The organism is Sphingobium sp. EM0848 (assembly GCF_013375555.1).
Lineage (GTDB): Bacteria > Pseudomonadota > Alphaproteobacteria > Sphingomonadales > Sphingomonadaceae > Sphingobium.
Genome location: NZ_JABXWB010000005.1, coordinates 237303 through 262708 on the forward strand (window position 1 = coordinate 237303; position 25406 = coordinate 262708).

Below are 25406 nucleotides of genomic sequence, written 5' to 3' on the forward strand. Positions count from 1 at the left end.
CATGAACCCGATCTATAACTTCAAGGGACAGGTCGCACTCGTTACCGGTGCGGCCAAGGGAATGGGCCTCGCCACAGCGCGCGCCTTTGCGGCGAGCGGCGCGGCGGTCGTCCTTGCCGATCTCGATGGCTCGCTGGCCGATCGTGAAGCGAAGCGGATCACAGGCGAAGGCGGCATCGCGATGGGCTTTGCCTGTGATGTTGCCGCCGAGGCCCAGGTGGCCGCGATGGTTGATCGCACCTTCGCTGAGTTTGGCCGGCTTGACATGGCGTTCAACAATGCCGGCATCCAGGTGCCACCGTCCGATGCCGCTGACGAACCTCTGGACAATTACGAGCGAGTCACTGCTGTCAACCAGCGAGGCGTATGGGCGTGCATGAAGCATGAGCTTCGCGTGATGCGAGAGCAGGGCTCGGGGGCGATCGTGAACTGCTCATCACTTGGCGGATTGGTAGGATTGCCGGAGCGCGCCTCCTATCATGGCACCAAGCATGCGGTGCTCGGCATGACCAAAAGCGCTGGCGTGGAATATGCACCGCGAGGCATCCGCATCAACGCCGTCTGCCCTGGCACGATCGACACACCAATGGTGCAGGATATGCTTGCCGACCAGTCTGACGCCATGGCCGAGATCATGAAGCAGCAGCCGATCGGACGGCCAGGCCGTGCCGACGAGATAGCCGCAGCAGTGCTGTGGCTATGCAGCCCAGGCGCGAGCTTCGTGATCGGCGTGGGACTTCCGGTCGATGGCGGCTTTACCGCACACTGAGTTGGGCGGGCCTACCGTCCTTTGCGGAAGGTCCGCTCCCAGTAACGCGAGGCCGAGTACTGAGCGTCTCTAATGGGTCGCTGGCAGCGCCAGCGCAGTTGTATCGCCGTGACTGCCCGTTCAGCCAACACCAAGAAATCTGCCGTCTTCATCAAAACGGCAATTGAAGAATCTGGTGCCTTTCTTGCTGTCCCGGCGATCGTGTCAACCTTGTACCAGATAGCCGCTGGACTGTCTGATCAGCGTGTTAGCCGTTATCTCCCCGATTCGTCGGTCGAAGGCCGCCGCAGCTTCGTTGCGGCAGGCACGCGACAGTTCATCGGGCGCCACATAACCAGCAGCCGGACGATCACGGCGATCAGGGCGGAAAGGACGGCGTTCCCAGCGAACCGCACGCCGTCCGCAATCCGTGATGGGGGTTGAAGTGATCAGCTGTACCGGCCATTTATCGTCACGATCGAGACACATTGGCGACGAGCGTCGTTCCACCAATAGGAATGGTTGCGGTCGTCGCTTTTCTCGCCACCGACGTTTCGGTAGCCGCGACGTTGGAGTTCTCCCTCCCCCTGTACCGCGCGAGTTCCTACCAGGTCGTCCAGTCGGGTTGACTGCGCCCGGACGACTACCGAAGAAAACATCATTGCCAAGCCAAGCGCAACAGCGATCGCGAGGCATGGGAAAATGCACATAACATCTTCTGAGCTTGCATATATACTATCGAAACAAGGAGATACGACCTGTGGCGCGCAAGCGATATGCAAATGAACGCTGGCCGCGTTCGACTGTATTCATCGAACTCCTTATAGGCCATCGTCAATCGCAGCTATTCAGCCTATTGCTGCGAAACCGCAGCGCCATTGCCCATTCCGGTCAAATCAATATGGATAGTGGCATGACAAACTGCGGATGCGAACCGATCCCGGCTGACACGCAAGACCAGCGCCCCACGCTTTGGACGGCGCTTGCGCTGAACGCACTGATGTTCGCGATGGAAGTTGGCGGCGGGATCACCATCAATTCGACGGGCCTCGTGGCCGATGGTCTGGATATGCTGTCCGATGCCTGCGTCTATGCGATCGCCCTCGCGGCCATTGGCCGAAGCAGCCGCTTCAAGGCGAACGCGGCCACGATCAGCGGTTTCATGCTTCTCCTTCTCGGCGCGGGCCTTGTGATCGACGTGATCCGGCGACTGTTCGAAGGTGGTTCGCCGCAGGGCGCCTGGATGATTGCCATTTCGCTTCCGGCGCTGGCCGTGAACATCATTGTGCTGCGGCTCCTGGCAAGGCAGCGCAGCAAAGAGGTTCATATGCGAGCGGCATGGATATTCACCAGGGCTGACATCATCGCCAATGCCGCTGTGATCCTTTCGGGCATCGCCGTGCTGGCGACGCAGATTCATTACTTCGATCTGGCTGTTGGCGCTGCCATTGGCGCCTATGTCATCAAGGAAGCTTTCGAAATATTGAGCGAGGCGCGAACGGCAAAAGCGAGCAGTCGAACTTGACCCGGCTGCTGCGGGCTGGACCGCGTAGGAATATCGCGTCACTCGATCATTATATTACATTTCACCAAACTTTGGATCGCCTGATTTCCAGCTTGCCTGTTTTGGGGCAGGAGCGACCGCAGGCGCACGCTGCTCACGTCTCGATTGTGAGTGCGTCAAGGCGGGCCATCGACGGAGTAAAGCATGATCAGATATATGCTCGCCGGAACTGTCGCGCTTTTCGTAGCCCCGGCGGCTCTGGCCGACTCCGCCCCGGCACCCCAGGTGATCCAATTGACGCTGAAGAATCATCGCTTCATCCCCGATATCATCACCATAGCGGCGGGGCAGCGACTTCGCCAATCAAGATGCAACCGTCGACGACTTTAACAGCGAAGATCTGCGCGCATCCGTCGCTCAGCAGTGCCCGCCCTGATCGTCAGAAATAATCTATCAACATCAGATCGATATCCCGCCCCCCGGCAAGGCCAAGGCGAATATTGCTCCCTGCAGCGCGAAAGCCAATACGCTCTCCAAGGCCCGGGTAATCCCTGCTGATCGCGCGATCATCGACACTGACCACCACATCACCTGCCCGTAATCCGGCGTGCCAGGCAGGACTCCATGGCGCGACGTGGGATATAACAAGCCGCTGCTCCTCACGGCGGCCCGAAATTCCCAGCCTGTCTCTCGGGATTTCGGAAACGAGGATATGTCTGTCCACCTTCATGTCCAAAGTCTTTGTACCCAAACTCAGGACCATGCGGAATGCCTGAAACAAAGGCCATCCCAGAGATATAGGCTGAGCAAGCTTCCAGTTCTCGACTGCGTGTACCGGAACATCACGCAGTTCGAAGTCACCAATCTTCACGTTCCGAAGCGAAAATGTGATATTGGTGAGTACGCCTTCCAGACCTATGGATACTGCCGAAGATTGGCGTCTTTCTTTGAGTAGGCCGTGCTCATGGGCAAAATCCGCCGCCATGGTAATTGGCGTGTCGCTACCCAGGTCGAGCAGTGCCCTTTCTCGCGGCATTTTTTCAAGGGTCACATCGATCGATGGAAAGGCAGCCCGCTCTCCATGCAAGGGTAATATAAGATCCGCCTGGAAACCTCGCCTTGCTTCCATCGAAACCCAACGAACGCGATCCTTGACGAAGTCGACCTCCGCATCGACCTTCCCCAGTATGTCCCGACCCAATATCAAAGGGATGCGCTGGCGCGACAGCGCCTCGATTTCCGCCGTTCCATAGCTGTCGAAAACGAAATCCTTCAGGACCATGCCAGCCAGTTCGATCCTTTCGGCACGATAACACAGGCCAGCGACCCTGCGTGTGAAGGAGGTGACGGACGTCTCGCCCAGCGGCACCAGCCCCAATTCCTTGGCCAGACCGCCGTTGATGATGGTTCGAGAGGTACCACTGTCGACCAGAGCAGCGATCGTCCGATCATTCAATTTCACTGGCGCGAAGATCATTCGACGTTTCGGCAGGTCCATTACCCCCCAGGCATCGTCGATCGCTCCTTCCGCTCGGCGTACGGCAGCATCCTTTACATGCAAAGTCGATCTACTGAAAAACCGTCTCAACAAATTGCATCCCCCGTCGATCTTATTTTCTGATCGTGGATGCTATTTGTCGAAGCCATTCACTAAATCAAATGAATATTATTGCACTTTTATATAGCTATTATTGTTGAATATTCCGTTTTCACGATAAAACCGTTCGCAATCCTGATCCACCCGAACGTGATTGCCGACCGCATATGATGCGACATATCCTACGGACCGATCAACCAGCCTCTTGAATGACGGCTTCTGCCAGATCGATGTTCGTCCGATGTTTTTCAGCCATTTTGCGCAAGTTCGCATGCAGCACTTCGTCCCTGACCCGCGGCATCAGGGCGTCGAGCTTGCGCACCACCCAGGATTGACCGCGATTGAGGAAGATGGTGCGTTCACGAGGATCGTCGATGTCCATCGCCCTGCCATAAAATGCGCCAGTTCGACGGGACGGGAGGGCGCCAAGTCGCCGGATCTGACGCGACAGCATGGCGCACCAGCGCGCTTCATCTGCGCGAACGATCCGCATCAGCTCTGAAAAGCGGACGTCCTGCATCGACTTTCTACTGGCCAGTGCGACACGAGCCCCTGCCCGCTCAGCCTCAAGCAGTTCGTTCAATGCCGCCAGTATCTCGTCGCGCGACGCATAGCCCATATAGCTGTCGTCCGCACCAGCACCGTAACATACTGGAGAAGAGGGTTCGTTCGTCATATCGCTATCGCCGCTGCCGCATGAAGTCCCGCCCGGACACGATCCATCACGCCGGGATCCGCCTTGGTCGAGTGCACCATATAGGCCGAATAGGAGAATTCGGGGCTCCCCGGCACCAGCGCGAGCCGCCCCTCCTCCAGATAAGGGCGGATGAAGCCCTTCCGGAAATAGCCGCTGCCGCCCGTCGCCAGGATATAATCCAGCGCCAGGGGGCCATAGCTGATCGACACGACCGCATTGGGCTGATCGGGATAAGCGGCCTGATAGCTGGCAGCGAATTCCTCGCCCCAGTCGATCAGCACATGATCCTCGGGGGCCAGCGACGCATGAGTCGGGGTCGTCCTGACGAGCACCAGTTTCTCCTCGAAAAGCAACTCAGCGACGACACCCGGCCTGCTGGGGGCCGCATAGAGTACCGCCACGTCGAGCGTTCCATCCTGGACCTGCTCCATCAAGCGCTCAGAGGCCTCAATATGCGTGCTCACGGCGATTTCGGCGCACTCGCGCCGCATCCACAACAGCCAGTGCCGCAGCAATGGACTCCAGAGGCTGAGTTCAGCCCCGACCGTGACGACCGTTTCACGACCCGGAGGGAGCGCAACCGCACGCTGCGCACGCGCCCAGACCTGCACAAGGGTCGTGGCGAAGCGAAGAAACTGTTCGCCAGCCGGCGTCAGCTTAGCCCCGGCCTTGTTGCGAATGAAGACCGGTCGATCAAGCTGCTCCTCAAGAACCCGGATGCGAGCGCTGACAGCGGTCTGCGTGAGATGAAGATTATTGGCGGCACCCACGAAGCTGCCCGTCTTCACCACCTCGAGGAAGGTGCGGGCGATGCTGATGTCCATTTATGCAGATCCTTGCACTCAAAGCACAATAATATTCATTTGCTTCATGTGTACTAGCAAGAAGATGATGAGGCCACAAGGAGAGACGGCAATGGCAGCAACTAACCCCGCAATATTTCGACCTTCGACGTGAGCCAGCCATGAAACATCAAGGTCCATTCAGGCCAGAACCCTTCCATTCAAGAAGAGTGTATTCTTGGCTTGCCATCTCGCTAACGCTGCTGACGATTGGCCTGGCTACAGGCATCGCGATCCTCCATCGGCGAGGGTATATCAGTGACGGCCTGATGCCCTCCATGATCTGCTTCGTCGTCGCGGTGGCCATGGGCGCATTCATCGCTGTAGACATCGAGCAGCAAGCATCGCGCAGGCCTTATCAACATTATGATGAGGTCGATCCGCCACCAGAGATCTACAGCGCATGGCCGTTGACTATCCAACTAACTAACAAAACCGGAAAACCAGAGCCGGCGCGCAAGTGGAAAGGCAGGTTGTACCGGCCAAGGAAGCCTGGACCATGAATCGAAACAGCGGCATGCAAGGTCCTGGAACGGGGCCCGAGGGACGACCACCAAACGACTGCAAATTACAGATCCTTATTAAATTATGTGGCTTCAACGCGCGATGCTGAGCAGGCCCTGCATTCCCGGATGAAAGGTGCAGTAGAACGCCACCGTCCCCGGCCGTTTCAGCACTATCGTCCCGCTTTTCCCGGCCATCAGATCGACATTGAAGCTCTTGTCGCGCGCGGTGGCAGTGTGGCGAAACATGTCCCGGTTGACCCACAGAAGCGTATCGCCGACGCGCAACCCGGCCGGCATTGCACCGAATTTCATCCTCTCGATGACGACCATGTGCGTCCTGTGCGTGTCCCGCGCCGTGGCGGTCGTCCCAAGAAAGAGTGGGACGACCGCCAGCATGGCGGCGAGATGCGGCCCCGCCATGCCGGCACCGGGCGTCATTTCAGGCTGGCCGCGAGATGCTCGGCATGAGCCTGATGCTCGCCGAACAAGGTCAAACCGGTCTGAAGCAGCGATTTGAGCTCGGGATTCCGGACTCCTGGAATCAGCGTGTCGCGGAGCGCGCCGTTCACGATGCGATGATAGGCCACCTCATTCGCAATATAGGCGTGATCGAATTGGGCGCCGCTTAGCCCTGCCAGCGCCTCATGCTCCCTGGCCGCCTGTTTGGTCAACGCAGTGCTGGTCGCGTTCCCTTCGGGCGTGACGCCGAGCTTCTTGACCAGTGCGAGCGCCTGGTCGTTCACCGCCTGATGGTCGCGGACCATTGTCGAGGCGAATGCGCGTACCGTGGTATTTTTTGATTTCGCCAGCGCCTGACGCCCCGCTTCGACGTCGATCGCGCCAGCTGTATAGGCGATGTGCGCAATCTGCGCGTCGTTGATATGTCCGTCCTGTGATAGCGCGACGCTGGAAACTGTCGCCAGACCGATGGCACCGAGCATGAGTGAGATTGTGTTCCGCATCTGTCCTGTCCCCAGTCCTGGCGCGACGGAACGATTCCGGGCGCATGCGATATTGGATGCCGCGCGGGCAGCAAGGTTCCCGGTACGCGGCATGAATGTGATCGGGGAACCTGGCCGCGACTGCGGCATCCAATAGACAGCCACAGCAGCGGGATTATTTTGCATGGACTATTATGATGACGCCATCACCGACGAACCTGTTACGGATACGGCCACTTCACTGCCGCTGGTTCGGCCGCGACGCTCCCCCATCGAGCGGGCTGTTCGCGCGCTGATCATCGCGACGGGCGAAGACCCCGATCGCGAAGGCCTGGCTGACACGCCCGCTCGGGTCGCCCGGGCGTGGCGCGAATGGTTTGCCGGCTATACGATCGACCCAGCGACGCTGCTGGAGCGCACCTTCACCGAAGCGGCGGATTATCAGGGCGTGATTGCGCTCCGGTCGATCCCGCTGGTTTCGACATGCGAGCATCACCTCGCGCCGATCACCGGCGTGGCGCATGTCGCCTACCGGCCGAATGGTCGCGTGGTCGGAATCTCGAAGCTCTCGCGGCTGGTCGATGCCTATGCGCGGCGCCTGCAGTTACAGGAGCGATTGACCAGCCAGATCGCGCATACGCTGAATGGCGCTCTGAAGCCGCGTGGCGTTGCCGTCGTGATCGAGGCGGCGCATGGTTGCATGTCGAGCCGCGGCGTCAACCAGCACGGCGTTTCGATGGTGTCGCAATGCTGGCTCGGTGATTTTGATGCGGATGCGGACTTGCGCCGCGAACTGCTGGAAACGCTCCCGCTCGCGCGGTGCACGCGTTAGGAGGAAGGTGATGACGGCTTCGGCATTGTATATCGCGGCACTGACCGACATCGACCTGGCGCGGCGTGTCGGGATGCGAGACCCTGCCGCCGTCCGGCTCATGACCGAACGCAACAATCAACGCCTGTTTCGCGCGGCGTGGAGCATTCTGGGCAACCGCGCCGAAGCGGAGGACGCCGTCCAGAGTGGTTATCTCCATGCTTTTGCCGCGATCGACAGGTTCGCCGGTCAGGCGTCGCTGTCGACCTGGCTTACACGGATCGTCATCAACGAAGCACTGGGCCGCGCGCGGGCGGCGCGCCGCCGCCTTGCGCGGCTCGATGCGGAATCGGTAACCGACCTCGATGTCTATCGGGACAGGCTGATGAACGGATCGAAGGAAAAGGGGCCAGAGGCCGCGATGGCGATCAAGCAGATGCGCGGGATATTGGAGGTCGCGATCGGAACTCTGCCCCCTGATTTCCGGCTCGTCTTCGTCATGCGCGAGGTCGAGGGGATGACGGTTGATGAAGTTGCGGAAACGCTCGATATCCCGCCTGGCACGGTAAAGACGCGGCTGCTCCGGGCGCGACGCCGTTTGCGCGAGGCGCTTGCCCCGGAACTGCGGGCGAGCCTGGTCGGTGCTTTCCCCTTCGCGGGTATCCATTGCGCGTCACTGACCGAGCGTGTCATTGCCGTCTTGTGCGACCGTACGCCCGCATCGGGCTAAGGTCCTTTCAGGACCGCAGGCGGACTCCCAAGAAACGATCTTCACAGAACAATATTATTGTCTTTAACTATAAATAACATTCGCTTGTTTGATTGATCCACCTGCCTCATTCTAGCCGCGAATGATGGAGGCACCATGACGATACAACTCGGACAGATCGCCCCCGACTTCGAGCAGGAATCCACGCACGGTCGCATCCGCTTCCACGACTGGCTCGGGTCGAACTGGTGCGTGCTGTTCAGCCATCCCAAGAACTTCACGCCGGTCTGCACCACCGAGCTGGGCGAAGTCGCCAGGCTTCGTCCCGAATGGGACAGGCGGCAGATCAAGCCCATCGGCCTCTCCGTCGACCCAGAGGAAGACATTCGTGAAACGCAGGACGCGGTCCTCGATTTCCCCATGATCGCCGATCCCGACGCGCGAGTTTCGACGCTTTATGACATGATCCACCCCGAAAGCGATCCCACCGTGACGGTTCGATCGGTGTTCGTGATCGATCCTTCCAAAAAAGGTCCGGTTGATCCTCACCTATCCTCCGAGCACGGGTCGCAATTTCTCGGAAATTCTGCGCGCGATCGACAGCCTTCAACTCACCGATGCGCGCAGCATTGCAACCCCCGTGAACTGGTCACCGGGAGTTCCCGTCGTGATCTCTCCCAAGCTGTCCGAGGAGGAGGCTGTCCGCCAGTTCCCCCAGGGCTACAGGACGCTCAAGCCGTACCTCCGCATCGTTGACCTGCAGAAATAGGCTGGACGAATGGGGAAAGGCGAGGCACGCGAGCTCCCAGACCTTGAGCCGGACGCTATCGATCTTGCCTCACTGTTCGACCGCAATCGGCCATTGGCTGGCGCCGATCCGGGAGGTGTACCGGGGTCGCAAATGCCAAAACGGACCAAAGCCGATCAGCCCGAACGATCTTTGCAAATGCGACGTCAGAACGCAAAACAGTGCCTTGTCGGCAAATCCGATCGTGCGTCATGCCTGGGAGGGGTCGAAGGAGTTCACGCTTCACGGATGGGTGTACGCGATCGGCGATGGTCGAATGCAAACGGTCTGCCGTCCTGTGAAGAACCCCTTCATCGAGACGTAGAGGTAACGACCGCCGATCGCGGCCTGAACCTCATGGTAGAGATGATTGCGGTAGGCGTTTGGCGTCAGTGTGATGGAACTCACGCACGCGCCCTGCGATATTCAGGCTCGAGATTTGCGGCGATGACACTTGTTCCCGCAGGCTGCTGGATCGAGGCGCATGGAGATGACATTCATGTCTGCGGCGAGCGAGGTGAGTGGACCGGAACACATCGGACCGACGCCATCGCAATCTGCATCGCAGCGTTGCAGGCGCGATTATCCGATGAATAAGCGCCAGTTCCCGAGAGTAGGAAAAAAGCTCCTCACTCCGGGCTGCTCCAGATCAACAATGGTCATAAATTCCAACGAAAAGCTGATAGCCCATGAAATATCGAATGCTCATGTCGCTGCTACTTGTGACAGCATCGCCTGCACTTCAGGCGAACTCCACGCCGACCCATCCATTCACGTTCGAGAGACTCGAGAGCGACTATCGATGGTATGCCGATATTCGTAACACGGATGCGGTTCTCGTGCGCGCCGTACCACCAGGAACGCTGTTCTGGAATGCCCTCGATACCCTCCAGAACGCCGGCGCACGATGCTCGGGCGATAACCGCGACCCCCGGCTGGCCAGATGCACCTATTCCGAGCGGATCGTCCTAAACGACTATTACCCCGCAGACGCGGTCTGGACGGTGCTGTTGCATCTGGAGGACGGGAAGGCAGTCAACGCCACAATAAGCCGCGATATAGACGAACGCTGACACGCTTCATGAACCACCGAGCTGTTCCTCTATTGGATCAAGGACGTTTCACTCCTTTGCGGATATGTCCGCCCAGCCGCCGCCCAGGGCGAGGAACAGCGTGATCTGATCCTCGTTTATCGCCGCCCGACTTTCGGCCACCGCCTGCTCAGCCGCGATCAGATCGCGCTCGGCCTCCAGCGCGGGAAGCTCGGCGATCTTCCCGCCGCGGCGAAGCTGGATCGTACGCTGTGCCATCCGTGCGGCCTCGTCCCGGGCCTGCTTGAGGCTTTGCTGCTGGTCGATCCCCGCCGCATAATTGCTGAGTGCCGTTTCCACCTCGCGCAACGCCTTGACGACCACGCCATCGAAACCTGCGAGATCAGCGCTGCTCTGCGCCTGCGCAGCGGCAATCCTAGCACGGGCGGCATGGCGATTGAGTGTCCAGCTTATGAGGGGGCCGAAGCCGAAGCGGTTGGTGAGCGGCGAAAGAAAGTCGACCGCTGCACCGGTCGATCCGGCTGACGCCCCCAGGCGGATATCGGGATAAAGCGCCGCCGTTTCGACACCTATGCGTGCGGTGGAGGCGGCCAGACGGCGCTCTGCCATACGAATGTCGGGCCTGCGTTTCAGCAGCGCCTGACCGTCACCGACGGGCAGGACATCCGCCAGTTCCAGCGGATGGCGGCAGCCGAGCAGCTCCATATCAGCCTGATCTGGCGTCCGCCCCTGCAAGGCGGCAAGGCGAAAGACCGCATTGCGTTGGCGGGCCGCCAGGCGAGGCAGGCGCGCCTTGTTGCTGTCCAGCGCGCCCTTCCGGCGATCCAGCTCGTAGGGTGCGGCACGACCGTAACGGATCAACACCCCGGTCAGACGCACCCCCCTTTCCTGAAGGGCGATGGAACGTCCCAGCACATCGAGCTGAAAGCCGCTGTTGCACAGGTCAGCATAGGCACGCGCCGTTTCCGCCGCGACATTGATACGCACCAGATCGCGAGCCGCGATGGCGGCTTCAGTATCGGCGCTCGCCGCCTCGATTCCCCGCCTGAGACCGCCGAACAGGTCGAGGTCATAGCTGACTGCAATACCGGCATTGTATATCTGCCGGGTTGGCGGCTGGACATGCTGCAACTCGGCTTCGGCCGATCTTTGCGCATAGCTGGTTTCCGCGGTCAGACTGCCCTGAATCTCCCGGCTCGCACCTCGGGCATCCAGCAAGGCGAGCGTGCGCTGGAGATTGGCCTCCGCCACGCGGAGATCAGTGTTCGCTTCCAACGCCCTGGCGATCAGATCATCCAGCACCGGATCGTCATAGAGCTTCCACCAATGATCAGGCAGCGGGGCCATATTGGTAACCTGTGTGCCGGAGAGGAAATGGCCCTGCGCGCCCGGTGCGTTGACCATAGCGGCTTCGGGAACATGATAGTCCGGCCCGACGGTCGCACAGCCCGCCAGCATGGCCGCAAGGAGGAGAGGAGAAACCCGCCTCACCATGGCAGGCTCCTGTGGACGCTGCGTCCATCATTGCGGGGATGGACGATCACCGTCGCCGTCTGCCCGGGAATCATCCGCACCTGCGGCGGGATCCTGTCGATCGTGACCCGAACCGGGATGCGCTGCGCCAGCCGAACCCAGGTGAAGGACGGGTTCACATTAGCGAGCTGCCCATCGACCCCGCCGCGCTCGCGATCCTCAACACCGCCGGCGATGCTCTGGACATGGCCTTCAACCTCGTCGGCAACACCCATCAGATAGATGCTGGCGGGATCGCCGACGCGAATGGCCGGCAGCTTGGTTTCCTCGAAATAGCCCTCCACCCGCATGGACTTGCCATAGACCAAAGCGAGCGCCGGCTTGCCTGCGGTGAGGTAGACGCCAGGTTGCAGCGACATATTGGCGACCGTTCCATCGACCGGCGCGCGAACGAAAGTGCGGTCGAGATTGAAGCGAGCGAGGTTGCGGGCAGCGATCGCCTGGCCGATGCCCGCCCGCAACTGATCAACACGCGCCCTCCCCTGTTCGACGACTTCCACCGCGATTACCTCCGCCATGGCATGATTACGCTTGTCTTCGCGGATCGCCTGGGCCAGTGCCGCTTGCTGGCTGGCGACATTTGCCACCGCCTGTTCGAGTGCCAGCTGATAGCGCGGACGGTCGATCACGAGCAGGATGTCACCCCTTTCCACGGGCTGATTGTCGCTGACACGCACGTCCGTGACGAGGCCACTCACATCCGCCGCCACCGGCACCATGTCAGCGCGCACCTTGCCGTCGCGGGTGACTGGCTCGACCTGATAACGCAGCCATAATGCATAGATGCCCCCCAGAATGACGAGCAGGACGAGCAGCGTCACGATCGAACGCAGGAGATTTTGGCGATGCAGCATATCAGGAAGCGAACCATCGATAGAGAAAGGCATCGGCAAAGGCGGACAGCCCCCACCAGAACAGGATGAAGAGCGCGAGTTCCAACAGGCTGGGATGCCAGAGCAACCGGGCGATCGGTAGCCGTTGGAGGGGCGCGCGCAGCAGATAGACAGACACCGCCGCCAATACACCCCAGGCGAGTGCGGCGGGCATGTAGACGCCCAGCAGGTGGATCTCCTCGATCACCCCCCGCCCTCCATCGTCAAAGGACCAGCCTTCGGGAAAAGGTTGCAGCGCATCCCCACCAGCGCACGCAGCGCGCGGCGGCGCGCCTCATCCAGCGGAAGGGCGAGCAACGCCTGCAGCGCACGGTCAATCGGTTCCAACAGGCTTGCCGGTGGAGGATTGGCATGCCCCTCCCTCCAGCGCAGGCCATAGAAGGTCGCTAACCCGGCCAATACAGTGCCGAGCCGATGGCGCGCATCATGCGGTACATGGGGCAGCGCTCGGCGGATCGGGATGATATTGCGCCCGATGCGCAGGTCTGCCAGGCCATCTGCGCTATGCAGCGCATCCCCCGGCGCGGCAACGGCCATGCGAGCGGCGACCTGTCCCAGCCGGTCGATGGCCATGGCGGTCCAGCGTTCGGGCCGGAACGGACGACGAATATCGGCCAGCTGTGCCAGATCGCCCCAATTGGCGCGCAGGATGCGCCGCGCCGTCCACAGCGCATTGACCGACCGGAACAGCCGCGTGACCGCCAGGGTGGTGACGATGCCCCCAAGCTGCGCCAGCCCGGTATTCACGAACAGCGCGAAATCTGCCTGAAAGCGGGCGAGGAAACCCATGGCGACGATGAAGCAGGAAAACATCGGCAGCGCCTGGGGCGACCGCTTCGGATCCGCCTGAATATAGCCCATCCACAGCAAGGCCGGAGCGAGGGTCATAATGAGCATCTCATAGCCATCGACCCTGGGGAGGATGACGAAGAGATAGAGGGCGGCCAGCGGAAAGGTCTTGAGCGTCGCGAGCAGATAACGGCCGATCACCGGGGCCGGATCATCCTGGGCCGCAAAGGAGCAGGTGATGAGCGCCGCGAAAGCAGCCGTTGCCGATCCATTCGGCCAGGCAAGCAGGATCCAGACCGCGCAATAGATGATGAGCGCCGTCGCGGTGGCAAGGCCGGCCAGCGCCGCCACACCATGGTCGCGGGCTAGCGCGAACGAAGAGGGCTCAGCCCTTAATGCGGGCCGTCCCGGCGCGCCGATCCTTTGTACAAGCCGGTGGCTCGCCGCCAGTTCGACCAGAAATTCCGCGATGCGCGCGCAGGCGCTCGCCGTCAGCAGGGACGTCCAGTCACCCGGCCCCTCCGCCGTGACAGCCATCGCCTCGCACCGTTGCAGCAATGGCCGAAGCTGCTGAAGGCTGGCGTCCCCGCTCACCAGCCAATCGATAATATCGTCCAGCAGTAAGGCCTGTTCCGTAGGGATCGCAGCATTTTCCCGCAGCAGATCGAGCCTGTTCGCCGCCGCCGAAGCCAGCGGCAGGATATTGGCCAGATGTTGCTGCAACGCCATCACCCGCCGCCGCGTTGCTGGCGCCCAGCGCTGATCGAAGGGCAGGTGAACGGCGATCATCCCCAATTCGGTTACGTCCGCCGCCAGCATCCGCCGGTGCTCATTCTCCAGCCGGCTATGATGGCTGCCGAGCGCCTCGGCAGTCCAGCGGCGGGCATGCCCCAGAAAGGATTGCGCGCGGGCGCGGATGACCGGTGTCGCGCTCCACGGCTGGAGCAGCGCGTGAACAGCCGTGACGCACAGGATCGCCACCGTCATTTCCTCGACCCGCGCGATGGTCGTGTCGAAAATGTTGCCGGGATCGTCCAGATAGGGAAAGCTGATGACTGCCGAGCTGAACGCCGCCATCTGGAAGAGGAAGGCCCGCGGCGTCCGGTCCAGCACAGCCAGATAGATACAGAATCCGGTCCAGGCGGCGAGGCACAGGACAAGCAATTCCGGCGAATTTTGCAGATTGGGCACCAGCAGGATGGTGACGCCCGCGCCCGCGACGATACCCCCCAGCCTGTAGAGAGCCTTGGGCCTGAACGCCCCCGCCATGGGCTGCGCCGTCACATAGACCGTCAACAGCGCCCACCAGGGTCGCGGCAGACTGGCGGAGAAGGCAATGGCCAAAGTGATCGCCGCCGCCAGAAAGCTGCTCAGCGAAAAGAGCAGCTTCTGCGGGTCGATGTGCAGTGCAGGGAATTGCAGGGGCCTCTTTTCGCCCGTGAGCGTCATCGTCATTTCTGGCAACCGTGACATAATGGACATTGTCACGATCGAGCATGATCGTGCTCATGACCCCCTTTGCATCGGCCTGCCTAATGATGCTCGTCACCAATCCATAGATCAAAATATTTATGGCTGACTGCAATAATATTGCACCACCGCAATGCACTCCCTCAAAATGGAGATTGCAGAACGGCATCCGCGAAGCCCGGATCACAATGGATGAAGATTATCGGCTTCCAGATCTGTCCTTCCGGACGACCTCTTCGTCATTGGACTGGTCCTGACCATGTCCCGAAAGCAGAAAGGCTGCAGTCGGCACCAGGACGAAGATGAACAGCATCAGTTGCTCTTCCGTCACGACGCGATGCTGATGCAGGAAGTATATGCCATAGGCTGCGGCCGCCATAATGAGAGTCCACACCACATGGTGCCGGTTAGAAGGTGGGTGTGTATCTGACGGCTTCGATCGCTGCCCCTTCATGGGCATCCTCTCCTCCAGGAACAGCCTTCGAAGCGGTCTTCACTATGACGGCCTGGTTCGCGATGTTGGCCGACCTTTACGCATCGCGCAAACGAATGTTTTTGCAGGCTGACTTCAAAACCTGTGATCGAACATTTTGAAGAGCCCCCGCGCGAGAGTCGCAGTCCTGCCGATCGGACATCAGCCCGAATATCCAAGAGTTCTCGTGCTCCGAACGACAGATCAGCTATGGAAGGGGGGATCAGATCAATCCATGACTGCCCGCCACCGCACCAGCTACCGTGATGAGCGCGAAGACCAGTAGCAGGCGATGCATCCACTCCATGCGCCTGAAATCGGCAACGGACCGAACGGACCGCTTCATGCGCCGATGCAGGAACAGCGGCTCGATCAGAAAAAGCATCACAGCAAAGATGAGCCAGACACACAGCATGGCATACATCCACCAATAGTGCGGATCAGCGAACCGCTCCCACATCTGCGCTCGATAGATCATCCAGAAACCGCTGCTTCCTGCAAGCAATATCCAGATGCGCGCCTGCATGGCGAAGCGCCCTTCCAGCCGGTGGAAGGCGCTGAGCCGCTCCTCCGGTGGATTGCTGCCATGAATGGACGGCATCACCACGAGCGTGACGAACGCGACACCCCCGATCCAGAGCAGGATCGCGATGACGTGGATGGTCCGCGCTATGGTGATGTCGTCCATCGTCCTTTCACTCAGGCCACCAGCAATTCATCGGCAGGACCGAAGAACTCATAGTGGATGCGTGCCGACGGAACACCGGTCAGCGAAAGCGTAGAGACCGCGTGGCGCAGGAACGGACGCGGACCGCAAATGTAATAGTCGGCGTCGGCGACCGGCGTGTTGGCGACCAACCATTCATCGGTGATGATTCCGGCCGCATCATAGTCGCGGCCTTCAACCTCATCGGCGAGCGGGGTCTGGTGAAAGTCTGTCACCTTGACCGTCTTGCCCTCGGCAGCAACGGCACGGACATGGTCGCGCATCGCGTGCGTCTCCCGGTCGTGGGTGCCGTGGATATAGTAGATGGGAGCCTCGGCCCCGCCTGCGACCAGCGCCTCGAGCATGGCCACCATCGGAGTCAGGCCTACACCGCCCGAAAGCAGCACCACCGGCCGTTCGACATGGTCGGCCAGGAAGAATTCACCGGCAGGTGCAGCCACTTTGAGAATGGTTCCGACCCTCACTTCATCATGGAGCCAGCCGGAGGCAAGTCCCAATGGCTCGCGCTTGACCGAAATCCGGTAGGTCTGGCCGTTGGAAGCAGCCGAGATCGAATAGTTGCGCTTGACCGGTGGATGGCCGGGAATCTCGAACCAGAAGGTCAGATATTGCCCTGGCCGGTGCGCCATGACGGGATTGCCATCGACAGGACGCAACACGAAGGAGTTGATCACACTGCTCTCCCGGACGACCTCCTCCACGCGGAAATCGCGCCATCCGTTCCAGCCCCCGATCGTCTCCTTCTGCTCGGTATAGACGCGTTCTTCACGCGCGATCAGGATGTTGGCGAGGAACCAGTAGGCCTCGCCCCAGGCGCCCAAAATCTCCTCCGTGGCCGCATCCCCGAGTACCGCCTTGATCGCGCCCAGCAACGCTTCAGCCACATGGGGATAGTGCTCCGGCAGGATCTGCAAGCCCACATGCTTCTGCGCGATCCGTTCGACGGCCGGAACGAGTGCGCCGAGATTGTCGATATTGCTGGCATAGGCCAGAATGGCCCCGGTCAGGGCGCGGGGCTGAGAACCCGCATCGCCATGGTGCGACTGATTGAAAAGATCGCGGATATCCGGGTTCTGGAACATGCGCGAATACATCTCATGAACGATATCCAGACCATGAGCCTCCAGCGCGGGCACCGTGGCTTTGACAAGGGCAATTGTCTGTTCGCTGAGGGGCTGCGACATCGATATCTCCTCCTGTGCTGAAATTGGCGTTGCGAATTGGCCGGTCAGGGAAAGGGCGCCTGATCGTAGAAGTCGATCTGCATCTTCATGGGGCCGAGAGGCGTCACGAAATGCGGTTGCTGGGGAAACACGACACCCGGGCTGCCGGGGGTCAGGACGGATTCCGACGCAGGATCCAGACAGGTAAATTGAAGGCGCCCCTCCAGGACCCTTATCACCCCCCATACACCCGCCTTCGTGGCATGGCGGGCGCGCAGAGCGGCAGGAAGCGTATCCTGATCGAAGACGGGCGTGGACCGATAGGGTCGGACATCAGCCATGACGCGCTTTCCCTTCTTGCCGATCCTCGTCTGGCACTGGATCGCGGGACAGCCGAAAGAACATGGCGAGCTGCAAACTTTCGGCAATCTGCGCCGCCTTGGCCTGAAGGGCTGCGGCAGCGTTCGCGGCCATCATCTCATCGGTCGCCTGCCTCCAGAGCAACAGCCAGCGATCGAAAAGTTCTGGCGAAATCCGCGCCATATGCCTCTGGTGCGCGGCAACGGGTTGCCCCTTATAGCGCCCGCTTGCGAGCATCACCGACGACCAGAAGGCGGTCAACTTCTTCAGATGCTCCGGCCAGTCAAGCACCGCATCGTTGAAAATCGGGCCAAGCTCGGCATCGGCTCGAACGCGGGCGTAGAAAGCCTCCACCAGGCTCTGCAGACCCCTTTCGTCGATACGTGAAAGGCCATTCACGACTCAAGCTCCAATCATGTATTGTAAATGCATCTATAACATCCATTTGAAAGATGCAATGCTGATGCATATTATCCAGACATGATTGAAAATGGGCCGAATCGGTCATGAAGCTGACGCTCTTCACGGACTATTCGATGCGCGTGCTGCTCTATCTCGCCGCACGACCGGACCGCCTGTCTTCAATCGCAGAGGTCGCACAGGCCTATGACATTTCGCAGAACCATCTGATGAAGGTCGTGAACGACCTGGCGCGAGCCGGATATATCGAGAGTCTCAGAGGACGCGGAGGCGGAATCCGCCTCGGGAGGAAACCGGCGGAAATCAATCTGGGCGAGCTGGTGCGCCATACCGAAGGGGGTTTCGATCTGGTGGATTGCGGGAACTGCGTCATTGCGCCGGCCTGTCGATTGACCGGCGTTCTGAAAGAAGCCCTAGACGCCTTTCTGGCCGTGCTCGATCGTTACACGCTTGCGGATCTCGTAACGGAACCTGCCCGATTCAAGGACATCTTCGATTCGATCGACTCACGATAGTGCGTCGCCGGTCATCCCAATGGAGCTGGAGCCAGCGTCTGCGAGATAGCCGTAAGAAGTGGAGCCGACCCATTCCACACGGTGGCGTTGCACTTTGACGCATGCGTTTTACCTATTGGAAGAACTGCTCAGTGAAGACCCATCATTCAGCGACATCATATCGACTGCGAGGAGAACCATGCTTCCGACAATGACGCGCTCTGCAACGAATGGCTTTGCAGCAAGCCCTGCGGCCAAAAGACGGGCCTTTTTGTTGTGGACTAAGTGTTCAGCCTAAGGCTGTTCTACAATTGCAGTGTTTGTCGGGTAAAGGGCGGAGGCTTTTCCCCTTGAGGTACGCCAGCTTTCCTGCGTTGTTCTCCGCCAAGTCGACATTCTCGAATCAGCTAGGTCAGGGCAAGCAGCGGCTGTTCGGTAGAGCGCCAAAGCCGGTCGCTCAGACGTGGATTGCCGTAAACTGAAGCCGGAAAAATCGGCATCGGTCAATTGTCGCTTGAGTTCATCCAAAGCGCGCCAGCAAATTCTGCAACAGCGGGCGCAAGCGCCTGATTTCCTCCCTGTGCGTTGCTGACAGGCCGGCCAGCAATTCCAGGGCGCTTGGCGTCAATTGTAATCGGGCCTGACGCCGATCCGTTGCCGTTGCGTGACGCGTCACCAGACCCGATTTCTCCAGCCGATCGACAAGGCCCGTGGCGCTGTGCGGTTTCAGCAGCAAACGCTTTGCCACGAAGCCGACCGTCGCATCCTCCGCAGGTGCAGCGCGCAGGGCAAGCAGGGCCTGATGCTGTTGCGGCGTCAGCCCCATCTCGGTCGCGCGTTCGTCGCTGAACGCCTGAAACTGGCGCAGTGCAAATCGGAATTCTGCCAGCGCCTCATAATCTTCGTCCTTCAGGGCGGCGTTATCAACCTCCATGATCACCTTCTCTTGATATATATCGTATTACGATATAATTGCATTGCACCTGTTCCACAAAGAAGGATTTCGCATGATTCGGGAAGCCTCCGCTTCCACTGAAGAGGCTCATCTTGGCGATCACAGCGCGGATCGCCGGATGATCATGCTGGCCGCGATGGCGCTCGTCGCTGGAAGTGGTGGAGCGGCCGGGGCCTGGGTCCTGCTCAAGCTCATTGCGCTCGCCACCAACATCTTCTGGCGCGGGCGCCTGTCGGTGCAGGATGTCGACATGGCGGACTTTGCCGCTGGTTTCGCTGTTCTTGTCATCCCCCTGATCGGCAGCCTTGCCGTCGGCCTCATGGCGCGCTTTGGGTCGGAGAAGATTCGCGGCCATGGCATTCCCGAAGCGATCGAGACAATTCTGTTCGGGGAAAGCCGGCTTTCCCTGAAGGTCGCCATCCTCAAACCGCTTTCTTCCGCCATTTCCATAGGCAGCGGGGGTCCCTTCGGCGCGGAAGGGCCAATCATCATGACGGGCGGCGCGATCGGATCGCTGTTCGCCCAATGCTTCCATCTCAGCGCGGCTGAGCGCAAGACGTTGCTGGTTGCAGGAGCAGCGGCCGGGATGGCGGCGATTTTCGGGACGCCGCTTGCAGCCATATTGCTTGCGATCGAAGTGCTGTTGTTTGAATGGAAACCGCGCAGCTTCGTGCCTGTCGTACTGGCGGTGCTGACATCCTTCGCCTGGCGGCCCTGGCTCATCGGAAGCGGCCCGATGTTCGCGGCCGATCTGCATACGCCCGGTGGCCTCCTGCCGCTCGGCTGTGCTCTCGGGCTGGGGATGCTTCTGGGCGCAGAAGCATCCCTGCTGTCGAAGGCGCTGTACCGGATCGAGGACAGCTTTCATCGCCTGCCGATCCATTGGATGTGGTGGCCCGCGCTGGGATCGGCGGTGGTGGGGCTGGGCGGCCTCATCGATCCCCATGTGCTGGGGGCGGGCTATGCCAATATTCATGCCTTGTTGGAAAACAGCCTTGAGGTTCGGGCGGTCATAACGCTTCTGCTGATCAAGGCGCTGGTCTGGCTGATTGCGCTGGGGTCGGGAACATCGGGCGGCGTCTTGGCTCCGCTCCTGATCCTGGGCGGCGCGCTCGGTTGCCTGGTGGGCCATTATTTGCCGGGCGATGCCGGGTTCTGGGCGATGATCGGCATGGCGGGCATCATGAGCGGCGCCATGCGTGCACCGTTGACGGGGGCACTGTTCGCTGCCGAGTTGACTGGCCATTTTGAGGCCCTGCCGCTGTGCGTCGCCGGCTCTGTGAGCGCCTATGCCGTCAGCGTCCTGTTGATGCGCCGGTCGATCCTGACCGAGAAGATCGCGCGACGCGGACGGCATATCCTGCAGGAATATAGCGTCGATGCGCTCGACCTGATGCAGGTGCGCGAATTGATGACGACGCGCCCCGATACGCTTTCGGGCGACATGACGGTTGAAGCGGCAATCGGCTTTTTTGAGGAGCGGGCTCGGCACCGCAGCTATCCGGTCGTGGATGGGGCGGGTCGCCTGTTTGGGCTGGTATCGCGCAGCGACATATTGCGCTGGCAGGTGGAAGGCATTGCCCGGCCCGTTACCCTGGCGGAAAGTCTATCGGATGCATCGCAACCCGTCGCCTTTCCCGATAGCACGAGCGGCCTGGTCGCGGACATGATCGTCCAATCCGGCATTGGCCGCATCCCGATCGTAGAGCGAGACAGTCGAAAGGTGATTGGCATTTTGACGCGGCAGGATCTGCTCAAGGCGCGGCACAAGCGTCGCAACAGCGAAACGGAACGGATACGGCCAATTGGAAAATCCATGGCAAACCGCCCGCTTTGACATTTATATCGTAATACGATATAAATGTCTCGAGAAGATGCTGCCGGCGCTGGGGCGGCGGCAGCGTCTGAACAAGGAGACGCTGCCGATGTTTGTCATCGCGATCATCGTCCAGTCCATCGCCCTTGTGGCCGCAAGCGCCTTGGCTGCTGGCGTGCTGTGCTGGCTCGCGTCCACCTTTGCCAGCAGGCTGCATCATCCCGCCTGGGCGGCGCTCATCGTCTTAACCCTGTTATCGATCCTGTTCCTGAGCGGCCTGACCCGCAGCGAGTTTGTCAGGCTGAGCGCACTATGCGCCTTGTTCGGTACACTATTTCTGTGGTTCTCCAGCGGCAATCCGGAAGGATCAGCTGACAGCGCCAAGCGGAGCGGCAGATGATGGCTGCGCCGGGATGGAACTATCCTGCCTTGCTCGCTATCGTCGGTGCACGCCAGAAGCCTGACCGGGCGGCGTTGCGCATTCTGGTGCGACGGTTGCGACGCGAAGCATTCCCGGGCATCAGTGAACCGGCGCAGAGCCGCCAGCATGTACGGCTTGCGATCAATATCATATTGACGCCCTGACGGTCCCAACCATCTGCGGCACGGCGGCGTTCTTCAACCCGATGTGGCTGCTTTCCTAAGTCGCTTACCGCCGCGCCGTGGTTCTGGAAACGGCCAATCGGGAACCTTCGGATAGGAAAAGGGGACGGTCCGCAGCAGAGAGCAGAAAATTGGCAGCCAAACGACCACAAAGAGTCGACATCCCCAACCTCCAGCCTGCTGATAGGCAGTGAAGCAGGCCCTTAGCCAGATACCGCACATCCCTATGAAATAGCGTCGAAAACCGAAAATTGACGGGGGGTCGCGATAGACATCTATTATGATACCATGGAAACATCGAAATCAACGTAATTCCAATTGCGTATGGATGATCCCGTAGGGATCTGCGTCGACGCCGATCGACAGATTTCGGCTCTTTCACGGGCATTTGGTCCAGGGCCGAACGCTAACACAGAGCAGGATAGAGGTGAACAAATAAGCGCGCGCACCGAACGCCTCTCGCCGCCATATGCAACGAGAGGTACACGCCATTTACCGGTTCACGACCCGCTGCTCAATCACCTGATCCAGAGTCCAACGGATAGAGGATGCGTCCGCAGGTGGGTTGGCTAGTTTCTCCTCCACGATCCGAAGGCGGTACTCGATGCCCGGCTGCGGATCGAAATCGACGATCCCGCTATAATGAAGCTGCCAGGCGTCGGTCTCCTTCTCGCGGACCTGGAGACAGGTCATCGGAGCAACACCGGTGCATGGCTTCGTATCGGCGGAAACGTAGATGAGCTTGCGCGGCGCATCAGCGGCGGGCTTGTGCGCAGCCTGATAGGTCAGGCTCTCCCCCTTGGCAGTGCGCAACACAAGCCGGTTACCCTCGATCCTGTAGGTCCGAACAGCGGCAAGGCTCTGCGTATAGGCCCGCTCCACGGTCATCGCCGGTTCGGGACAAGCCATCATTGTGCTGGCGAATTGCCCCTTGGCGTTGCCCAAGCGGATCGTCTTCCCCTTCACCCGATAAGCGCCGCCCGCACGGTTGCACATCGTCTCGGTGGAGAAGCTGCCCCTCTTGGCATCGAAATCGAGCCGGAGCCGCTTGCCCTGGGGCACCTGCCCTCCTGTCCATTCCACCAGATCCCAATGATTGGCGGCAAGCGCGAAAATGTTACGCGGTTGCGAGGCGGGTTTGGTCGCGGCTGTGGCAACAGCAGCCGAGCATAAGACCGCCAGCCCAATGGCCGTTCGAGCAACCCGGTAGTCAAAGATCATCAAAAACTCCCTATCGTTGTTGCCTGCCCCTTTGGAGAATAAGGACTGAACCGAATATGTCATTAATGTTGTACGATTGACAGGATCGCAGGAGTCGCGGGTGCCGATCGGCGTCGACGCAGATCCCCACGGGATCATCCATACGCAATTGAAATTACGTTGATTTCGATGTTTCCATGGGGTTATAATAGGCACCTATCGCGACCCCAGTCAATTTTCGGTTTTCGACGCTATTTCATAGGGATGCGCGGTATCTGGCGTAAGCGGGGCAAATTTCCGGGCAGGGGGACTGGACAAGGTTGGTTTGGCGTGATTCACACTGCCGATGACTTCGGGCAACGACATTGGCGGTACAAGAGGCGAGGAGGATATTCGTCGGGTTGTTGCTGCGCTGGTTGAGCGTTGCGACCGTCTGGAAGCGACGAACCAGGATCTGCTGATCGAGAGGGCGGCTGACAAGCTGGAGATCCAGGCATTACGGGACGAGATTGCGCGATTGAAGGGCGATCCGCCGCGTCCCCGCTTCAAGTCGAAGCCATCGGGGATGGAGAAGTCGACGTCACCGACACCGGGGAAGAAGCGGAGCAAGCGGAGGCGTGGGGCGGTGCAATCGAAGCTCACCGTCAGCCGGGATGTGACGCTGAAAGCGGCAGTTCCTGATGGCTCACGTTTCAAGGGTTACGAAGACGTCTTGGTGCAGGATCTTCGGCTTGAAGTTGACGTCATCCGCTATCGTCGCGAGATTTGGCGGGGTCCTGATGGTAAGCGGATCGCAGCAGAGTTGCCGGCGGGCATTTTGGGAGGCTTTGGCCCCGAGCTACGGCGCTTTATCACGGCGGGTCATTTCCAAGGTCAGATCACCAGCGAACGGCTGTGCTCGATGTTGAACGGGATGGGTTTGGCCATTTCCAAACGCCAGGTCGTACGACTGCTCAGCCGTGGGCTCGACGATCTGGTTGCCGAAGATCGGGCGATTTTAGCCACGGGGATTTCCACGGCGCAATGGATCAATGTCGACGACACTTCCGCTCCGCATGCTCGCAAGAATGGGTATGTCACCCATCTTGGGGATCGGCGCTTCGCGGTGTTTCGCAGCAGCTTTTCCAAATCGCGGCGCAATTTTCTCAATCTTCTTCAGGCGGGCATCAGCCATTTTGTCGTCAACGACGAAGCGCTAGCCAAAATGCGCGAGATGAACCTCGCGTCCGAACCGATTGCCGTGCTGGAAGCCCACGAAGCCAAGCATTTTGAGAGCCCCGAGGCGTGGCAGGCGCATCTTTGCGCGCTGGGCTTTGACAAGTTGAGCGTCACGCCCGATCCCACCAAGGTCGCGACCGAAGGCGCGCTATGGGGCGCCCTTTGCGAACAAGGTCTGCTCGGCGACACAGCTATCGTCTCCGATGGCGCCGGTCAGTTCCGCGTCGGCAGCAACCATGCGTTGTGCTGGGTACATGCAGAAAGGCTGGTCCACAAACTCCATCCCCGCTCGAAGAAAGATCGTGAAGCGCTCGAACTCATCCGCACGTTGATCTGGTGGTTCTACGCCGATCTCAAAGCCTGGCAAAAGCATCCGGATCCCAAACGGGGCCGTGCCCTCAGGGTTCGTTTTGACCGGATCTTTGCCCGCAAAACCGGCTTTGTGATGCTCGATCGGCAATTGGCACGCCTCTACCGCCAGAAAAACGATCTCCTGCGCGTTCTGACACGTCCCGAAATCCCGTTGCATACCAACGGTTCGGAAAACGATATCCGCAGCTTTGTCACCAAGCGCAAAATTTCCGGTGGCACCGTTAGCGAACAAGGACGGATCGCTCGCGACATCATGCTCGGCCTGATCAAAACCTGTGCCAAGCTTGGCGTCTCCTTCTACCAATTCCTCGGTGATCGCTTCGCCGTTCCCGGCGCGCCATCCGTTCCATGGCTGCCGGACCTCGTCAGCGCCGCTCCCGCCTGACCGCCCGGGAGTTTGCCCCGCTTACGTATCTGGCCAAGGGCCTGCTTCGCTGCCTATCAACAGACTATGAGCGCCAAGGCATTGCAAGCTTCACCGACAACGCGAACATGAGGAAATTCTGGGTGCAGATAGACTACGCGCTCTGAACGGATATCGATCAAAGACGAAACGCAGACGGCGGGACCGCCCATGAAAATGAAGTAGCTTCTCTTCCGCGAACATTGGATTATCGAATAGACCTGCATCGCGGAATCCATCCACGTTTTTGTGGAAAAGATTGTAGTAAACTGGGGACAGCGGTTCATAACGATTTATCATGTACATTGACGACTGCTGTAAAGT

The 25406-nt window shown here is 59.9% G+C and carries 29 protein-coding genes and 2 pseudogenes; 14 read left to right on the forward strand and 17 right to left on the reverse strand.

What is annotated here, in order from left to right:
• Position 1: 1 nt before the first annotated feature.
• The 3 genes from HUK73_RS19435 to HUK73_RS19445 all read left to right on the forward strand — a co-directional run bounded on the left by HUK73_RS19435 (position 2) and on the right by HUK73_RS19445 (position 2273).
• Positions 2–769: a glucose 1-dehydrogenase gene (locus HUK73_RS19435; protein ID WP_176593510.1), complete on the forward strand. Its 768-nt coding sequence runs from the start codon at positions 2–4 to the stop codon at positions 767–769.
• A gap of 72 nt (positions 770–841) precedes the next feature.
• A complete protein-coding gene (locus HUK73_RS19440) occupies positions 842–1192 on the forward strand; it encodes a hypothetical protein (protein ID WP_176593511.1) in 351 nt (116 codons plus the stop codon).
• 316 nt (positions 1193–1508) lie between these two features.
• Positions 1509–2273 (forward strand): cation diffusion facilitator family transporter, encoded by a 765-nt coding sequence (locus HUK73_RS19445; protein WP_369805572.1) that lies wholly within the window; start codon positions 1509–1511, stop codon positions 2271–2273.
• Between the two features lie 418 nt (positions 2274–2691).
• On the opposite strand, the gene HUK73_RS19450 is transcribed toward HUK73_RS19445, so the two are convergent.
• From HUK73_RS19450 to HUK73_RS19460, 3 genes are all read right to left on the reverse strand, one after another.
• Positions 2692–3750: a pepsin/retropepsin-like aspartic protease family protein gene (locus HUK73_RS19450; RefSeq protein WP_255326441.1), complete on the reverse strand. Its 1059-nt coding sequence runs from the start codon at positions 3748–3750 to the stop codon at positions 2692–2694.
• 292 nt (positions 3751–4042) lie between these two features.
• A complete protein-coding gene (locus HUK73_RS19455) occupies positions 4043–4525 on the reverse strand; it encodes a DUF6306 domain-containing protein (protein WP_176593512.1) in 483 nt (160 codons plus the stop codon).
• Positions 4522–5370: a LysR family transcriptional regulator gene (locus HUK73_RS19460; protein ID WP_176593513.1), complete on the reverse strand. Its 849-nt coding sequence runs from the start codon at positions 5368–5370 to the stop codon at positions 4522–4524. The genes HUK73_RS19455 and HUK73_RS19460 overlap by 4 nt, the downstream gene beginning before the upstream one ends.
• 140 nt (positions 5371–5510) lie before the next feature.
• On the opposite strand from HUK73_RS19460, the gene HUK73_RS19465 reads away from it, so the two are divergent.
• Complete coding sequence (locus tag HUK73_RS19465) at positions 5511–5891, forward strand: hypothetical protein (RefSeq protein WP_176593514.1); 381 nt, start codon at positions 5511–5513, stop codon at positions 5889–5891.
• A gap of 93 nt (positions 5892–5984) precedes the next feature.
• Here the strand turns inward: HUK73_RS19465 and HUK73_RS19470 are convergent, their stop codons facing one another.
• Positions 5985–6332 (reverse strand): hypothetical protein, encoded by a 348-nt coding sequence (locus HUK73_RS19470; RefSeq protein WP_255326442.1) that lies wholly within the window; start codon positions 6330–6332, stop codon positions 5985–5987.
• A complete protein-coding gene (locus tag HUK73_RS19475) occupies positions 6329–6856 on the reverse strand; it encodes a DUF4142 domain-containing protein (protein ID WP_176593515.1) in 528 nt (175 codons plus the stop codon). The genes HUK73_RS19470 and HUK73_RS19475 overlap by 4 nt, the downstream gene beginning before the upstream one ends.
• Before the next feature lie 163 nt (positions 6857–7019).
• On the opposite strand from HUK73_RS19475, the gene folE reads away from it, so the two are divergent.
• The 4 genes and pseudogenes from folE to HUK73_RS27295 all read left to right on the forward strand — a co-directional run.
• Complete coding sequence (gene folE / locus HUK73_RS19480) at positions 7020–7667, forward strand: GTP cyclohydrolase I FolE (RefSeq protein ID WP_176593516.1); 648 nt, start codon at positions 7020–7022, stop codon at positions 7665–7667.
• Positions 7668–7677: 10 nt separating this feature from the next.
• The gene (locus HUK73_RS19485) at positions 7678–8376 is read left to right on the forward strand and encodes an RNA polymerase sigma factor (protein WP_176593517.1); all 699 of its coding nucleotides are present in this window, start codon (positions 7678–7680) and stop codon (positions 8374–8376) included.
• Positions 8377–8511: 135 nt separating this feature from the next.
• Positions 8512–9124, forward strand: a pseudogene (locus HUK73_RS19490) (peroxiredoxin).
• A 115-nt stretch (positions 9125–9239) separates the two neighbouring features.
• Positions 9240–9359 (forward strand): annotated as a pseudogene (locus HUK73_RS27295) (hypothetical protein); the annotation flags it as partial.
• A gap of 26 nt (positions 9360–9385) precedes the next feature.
• On the opposite strand, the gene HUK73_RS26570 reads toward HUK73_RS27295, so the two are convergent.
• Positions 9386–9550, reverse strand: coding sequence for a hypothetical protein (locus tag HUK73_RS26570; RefSeq protein WP_218036791.1), 165 nt, complete (start codon positions 9548–9550; stop codon positions 9386–9388).
• 293 nt (positions 9551–9843) lie between these two features.
• On the opposite strand from HUK73_RS26570, the gene HUK73_RS19500 reads away from it, so the two are divergent.
• Positions 9844–10215, forward strand: coding sequence for a hypothetical protein (locus HUK73_RS19500; protein ID WP_218036663.1), 372 nt, complete (start codon positions 9844–9846; stop codon positions 10213–10215).
• A 48-nt stretch (positions 10216–10263) separates the two neighbouring features.
• Here HUK73_RS19500 and HUK73_RS19505 read toward each other — a convergent pair whose 3' ends face one another.
• From HUK73_RS19505 to HUK73_RS19545, 9 genes are all read right to left on the reverse strand, one after another.
• Positions 10264–11688: an efflux transporter outer membrane subunit gene (locus HUK73_RS19505; protein WP_176593520.1), complete on the reverse strand. Its 1425-nt coding sequence runs from the start codon at positions 11686–11688 to the stop codon at positions 10264–10266.
• Positions 11682–12581, reverse strand: a complete 900-nt coding sequence (locus HUK73_RS19510) for an efflux RND transporter periplasmic adaptor subunit (RefSeq protein WP_176593521.1) — start codon at positions 12579–12581, stop codon at positions 11682–11684. The genes HUK73_RS19505 and HUK73_RS19510 overlap by 7 nt, the downstream gene beginning before the upstream one ends.
• Position 12582: 1 nt before the next feature.
• Positions 12583–12807, reverse strand: coding sequence for a DUF1656 domain-containing protein (locus HUK73_RS19515; RefSeq protein WP_176593522.1), 225 nt, complete (start codon positions 12805–12807; stop codon positions 12583–12585).
• Positions 12804–14864, reverse strand: a complete 2061-nt coding sequence (locus tag HUK73_RS19520; RefSeq protein ID WP_255326443.1) for an FUSC family protein — start codon at positions 14862–14864, stop codon at positions 12804–12806. The genes HUK73_RS19515 and HUK73_RS19520 overlap by 4 nt, the downstream gene beginning before the upstream one ends.
• A 214-nt stretch (positions 14865–15078) precedes the next feature.
• Complete coding sequence (locus tag HUK73_RS19525; RefSeq protein WP_255326444.1) at positions 15079–15258, reverse strand: hypothetical protein; 180 nt, start codon at positions 15256–15258, stop codon at positions 15079–15081.
• 316 nt (positions 15259–15574) lie between these two features.
• Entirely contained in the window at positions 15575–16039 is a 465-nt protein-coding gene (locus HUK73_RS19530) for a hypothetical protein (RefSeq protein ID WP_176593524.1), read from the reverse strand.
• 11 nt (positions 16040–16050) lie between these two features.
• The gene (hmpA, locus tag HUK73_RS19535) at positions 16051–17262 is read right to left on the reverse strand and encodes an NO-inducible flavohemoprotein (protein ID WP_176593525.1); all 1212 of its coding nucleotides are present in this window, start codon (positions 17260–17262) and stop codon (positions 16051–16053) included.
• 44 nt (positions 17263–17306) lie between these two features.
• Positions 17307–17582, reverse strand: a complete 276-nt coding sequence (locus HUK73_RS19540; protein ID WP_176593526.1) for a DUF1971 domain-containing protein — start codon at positions 17580–17582, stop codon at positions 17307–17309.
• Entirely contained in the window at positions 17575–18000 is a 426-nt protein-coding gene (locus HUK73_RS19545; protein ID WP_176593527.1) for a group III truncated hemoglobin, read from the reverse strand. The genes HUK73_RS19540 and HUK73_RS19545 overlap by 8 nt, the downstream gene beginning before the upstream one ends.
• Positions 18001–18107: 107 nt before the next feature.
• On the opposite strand from HUK73_RS19545, the gene HUK73_RS19550 reads away from it, so the two are divergent.
• Positions 18108–18536, forward strand: coding sequence for an Rrf2 family transcriptional regulator (locus HUK73_RS19550; protein ID WP_176593528.1), 429 nt, complete (start codon positions 18108–18110; stop codon positions 18534–18536).
• Between the two features lie 499 nt (positions 18537–19035).
• On the opposite strand, the gene HUK73_RS19555 is transcribed toward HUK73_RS19550, so the two are convergent.
• A complete protein-coding gene (locus HUK73_RS19555) occupies positions 19036–19449 on the reverse strand; it encodes a MarR family winged helix-turn-helix transcriptional regulator (RefSeq protein ID WP_176593529.1) in 414 nt (137 codons plus the stop codon).
• Positions 19450–19522: 73 nt separating this feature from the next.
• Between HUK73_RS19555 and HUK73_RS19560 the strand changes: the two genes are divergently transcribed.
• The 3 genes from HUK73_RS19560 to HUK73_RS19570 are packed head-to-tail and all read left to right on the forward strand — an operon-like array spanning position 19523 to position 21871.
• Positions 19523–21307, forward strand: coding sequence for a chloride channel protein (locus HUK73_RS19560; protein ID WP_176593530.1), 1785 nt, complete (start codon positions 19523–19525; stop codon positions 21305–21307).
• Positions 21276–21686 carry a hypothetical protein gene (locus HUK73_RS19565; protein WP_176593531.1) on the forward strand — a complete coding sequence of 137 codons (411 nt, stop codon included), beginning with the start codon at positions 21276–21278 and terminating at the stop codon, positions 21684–21686. Before HUK73_RS19560 ends, HUK73_RS19565 begins: the two co-directional genes overlap by 32 nt.
• The gene (locus HUK73_RS19570; protein WP_176593532.1) at positions 21683–21871 is read left to right on the forward strand and encodes a hypothetical protein; all 189 of its coding nucleotides are present in this window, start codon (positions 21683–21685) and stop codon (positions 21869–21871) included. Before HUK73_RS19565 ends, HUK73_RS19570 begins: the two co-directional genes overlap by 4 nt.
• Before the next feature lie 510 nt (positions 21872–22381).
• On the opposite strand, the gene HUK73_RS19575 is transcribed toward HUK73_RS19570, so the two are convergent.
• Positions 22382–23110: an META and DUF4377 domain-containing protein gene (locus HUK73_RS19575; protein ID WP_176593533.1), complete on the reverse strand. Its 729-nt coding sequence runs from the start codon at positions 23108–23110 to the stop codon at positions 22382–22384.
• Between the two features lie 325 nt (positions 23111–23435).
• Between HUK73_RS19575 and HUK73_RS19580 the strand changes: the two genes are divergently transcribed.
• Positions 23436–25064 carry a transposase gene (locus HUK73_RS19580; protein ID WP_218036409.1) on the forward strand — a complete coding sequence of 543 codons (1629 nt, stop codon included), beginning with the start codon at positions 23436–23438 and terminating at the stop codon, positions 25062–25064.
• The last annotated feature ends 342 nt before the right edge of the window (positions 25065–25406 follow it).

Coding starts and splice junctions, on each gene's coding strand:
- HUK73_RS19525 (WP_255326444.1), bottom strand. CDS start 15,258: ATGGCGGCCGCAGCCTATGGCATATACTTCCTGCATCAGCATCGCGTC.
- hmpA (WP_176593525.1), bottom strand. CDS start 17,262: ATGTCGCAGCCCCTCAGCGAACAGACAATTGCCCTTGTCAAAGCCACG.
- HUK73_RS19505 (WP_176593520.1), bottom strand. CDS start 11,688: ATGGTGAGGCGGGTTTCTCCTCTCCTCCTTGCGGCCATGCTGGCGGGC.
- folE (WP_176593516.1), top strand. CDS start 7,020: ATGGACTATTATGATGACGCCATCACCGACGAACCTGTTACGGATACG.
- HUK73_RS19475 (WP_176593515.1), bottom strand. CDS start 6,856: ATGCGGAACACAATCTCACTCATGCTCGGTGCCATCGGTCTGGCGACA.
- HUK73_RS19460 (WP_176593513.1), bottom strand. CDS start 5,370: ATGGACATCAGCATCGCCCGCACCTTCCTCGAGGTGGTGAAGACGGGC.
- HUK73_RS19530 (WP_176593524.1), bottom strand. CDS start 16,039: ATGGACGACATCACCATAGCGCGGACCATCCACGTCATCGCGATCCTG.
- HUK73_RS19555 (WP_176593529.1), bottom strand. CDS start 19,449: ATGGAGGTTGATAACGCCGCCCTGAAGGACGAAGATTATGAGGCGCTG.
- HUK73_RS19550 (WP_176593528.1), top strand. CDS start 18,108: ATGAAGCTGACGCTCTTCACGGACTATTCGATGCGCGTGCTGCTCTAT.
- HUK73_RS19575 (WP_176593533.1), bottom strand. CDS start 23,110: ATGATCTTTGACTACCGGGTTGCTCGAACGGCCATTGGGCTGGCGGTC.
- HUK73_RS19470 (WP_255326442.1), bottom strand. CDS start 6,332: ATGACGCCCGGTGCCGGCATGGCGGGGCCGCATCTCGCCGCCATGCTG.
- HUK73_RS19560 (WP_176593530.1), top strand. CDS start 19,523: ATGATTCGGGAAGCCTCCGCTTCCACTGAAGAGGCTCATCTTGGCGAT.
- HUK73_RS19455 (WP_176593512.1), bottom strand. CDS start 4,525: ATGACGAACGAACCCTCTTCTCCAGTATGTTACGGTGCTGGTGCGGAC.
- HUK73_RS19465 (WP_176593514.1), top strand. CDS start 5,511: ATGAAACATCAAGGTCCATTCAGGCCAGAACCCTTCCATTCAAGAAGA.
- HUK73_RS19435 (WP_176593510.1), top strand. CDS start 2: ATGAACCCGATCTATAACTTCAAGGGACAGGTCGCACTCGTTACCGGT.
- HUK73_RS19500 (WP_218036663.1), top strand. CDS start 9,844: ATGCTCATGTCGCTGCTACTTGTGACAGCATCGCCTGCACTTCAGGCG.
- HUK73_RS19520 (WP_255326443.1), bottom strand. CDS start 14,864: ATGACGATGACGCTCACGGGCGAAAAGAGGCCCCTGCAATTCCCTGCA.
- HUK73_RS19510 (WP_176593521.1), bottom strand. CDS start 12,581: ATGCTGCATCGCCAAAATCTCCTGCGTTCGATCGTGACGCTGCTCGTC.
- HUK73_RS19570 (WP_176593532.1), top strand. CDS start 21,683: ATGATGGCTGCGCCGGGATGGAACTATCCTGCCTTGCTCGCTATCGTC.
- HUK73_RS19580 (WP_218036409.1), top strand. CDS start 23,436: ATGACTTCGGGCAACGACATTGGCGGTACAAGAGGCGAGGAGGATATT.
- HUK73_RS19540 (WP_176593526.1), bottom strand. CDS start 17,582: ATGGCTGATGTCCGACCCTATCGGTCCACGCCCGTCTTCGATCAGGAT.
- HUK73_RS19450 (WP_255326441.1), bottom strand. CDS start 3,750: ATGGACCTGCCGAAACGTCGAATGATCTTCGCGCCAGTGAAATTGAAT.
- HUK73_RS19440 (WP_176593511.1), top strand. CDS start 842: ATGGGTCGCTGGCAGCGCCAGCGCAGTTGTATCGCCGTGACTGCCCGT.
- HUK73_RS19485 (WP_176593517.1), top strand. CDS start 7,678: ATGACGGCTTCGGCATTGTATATCGCGGCACTGACCGACATCGACCTG.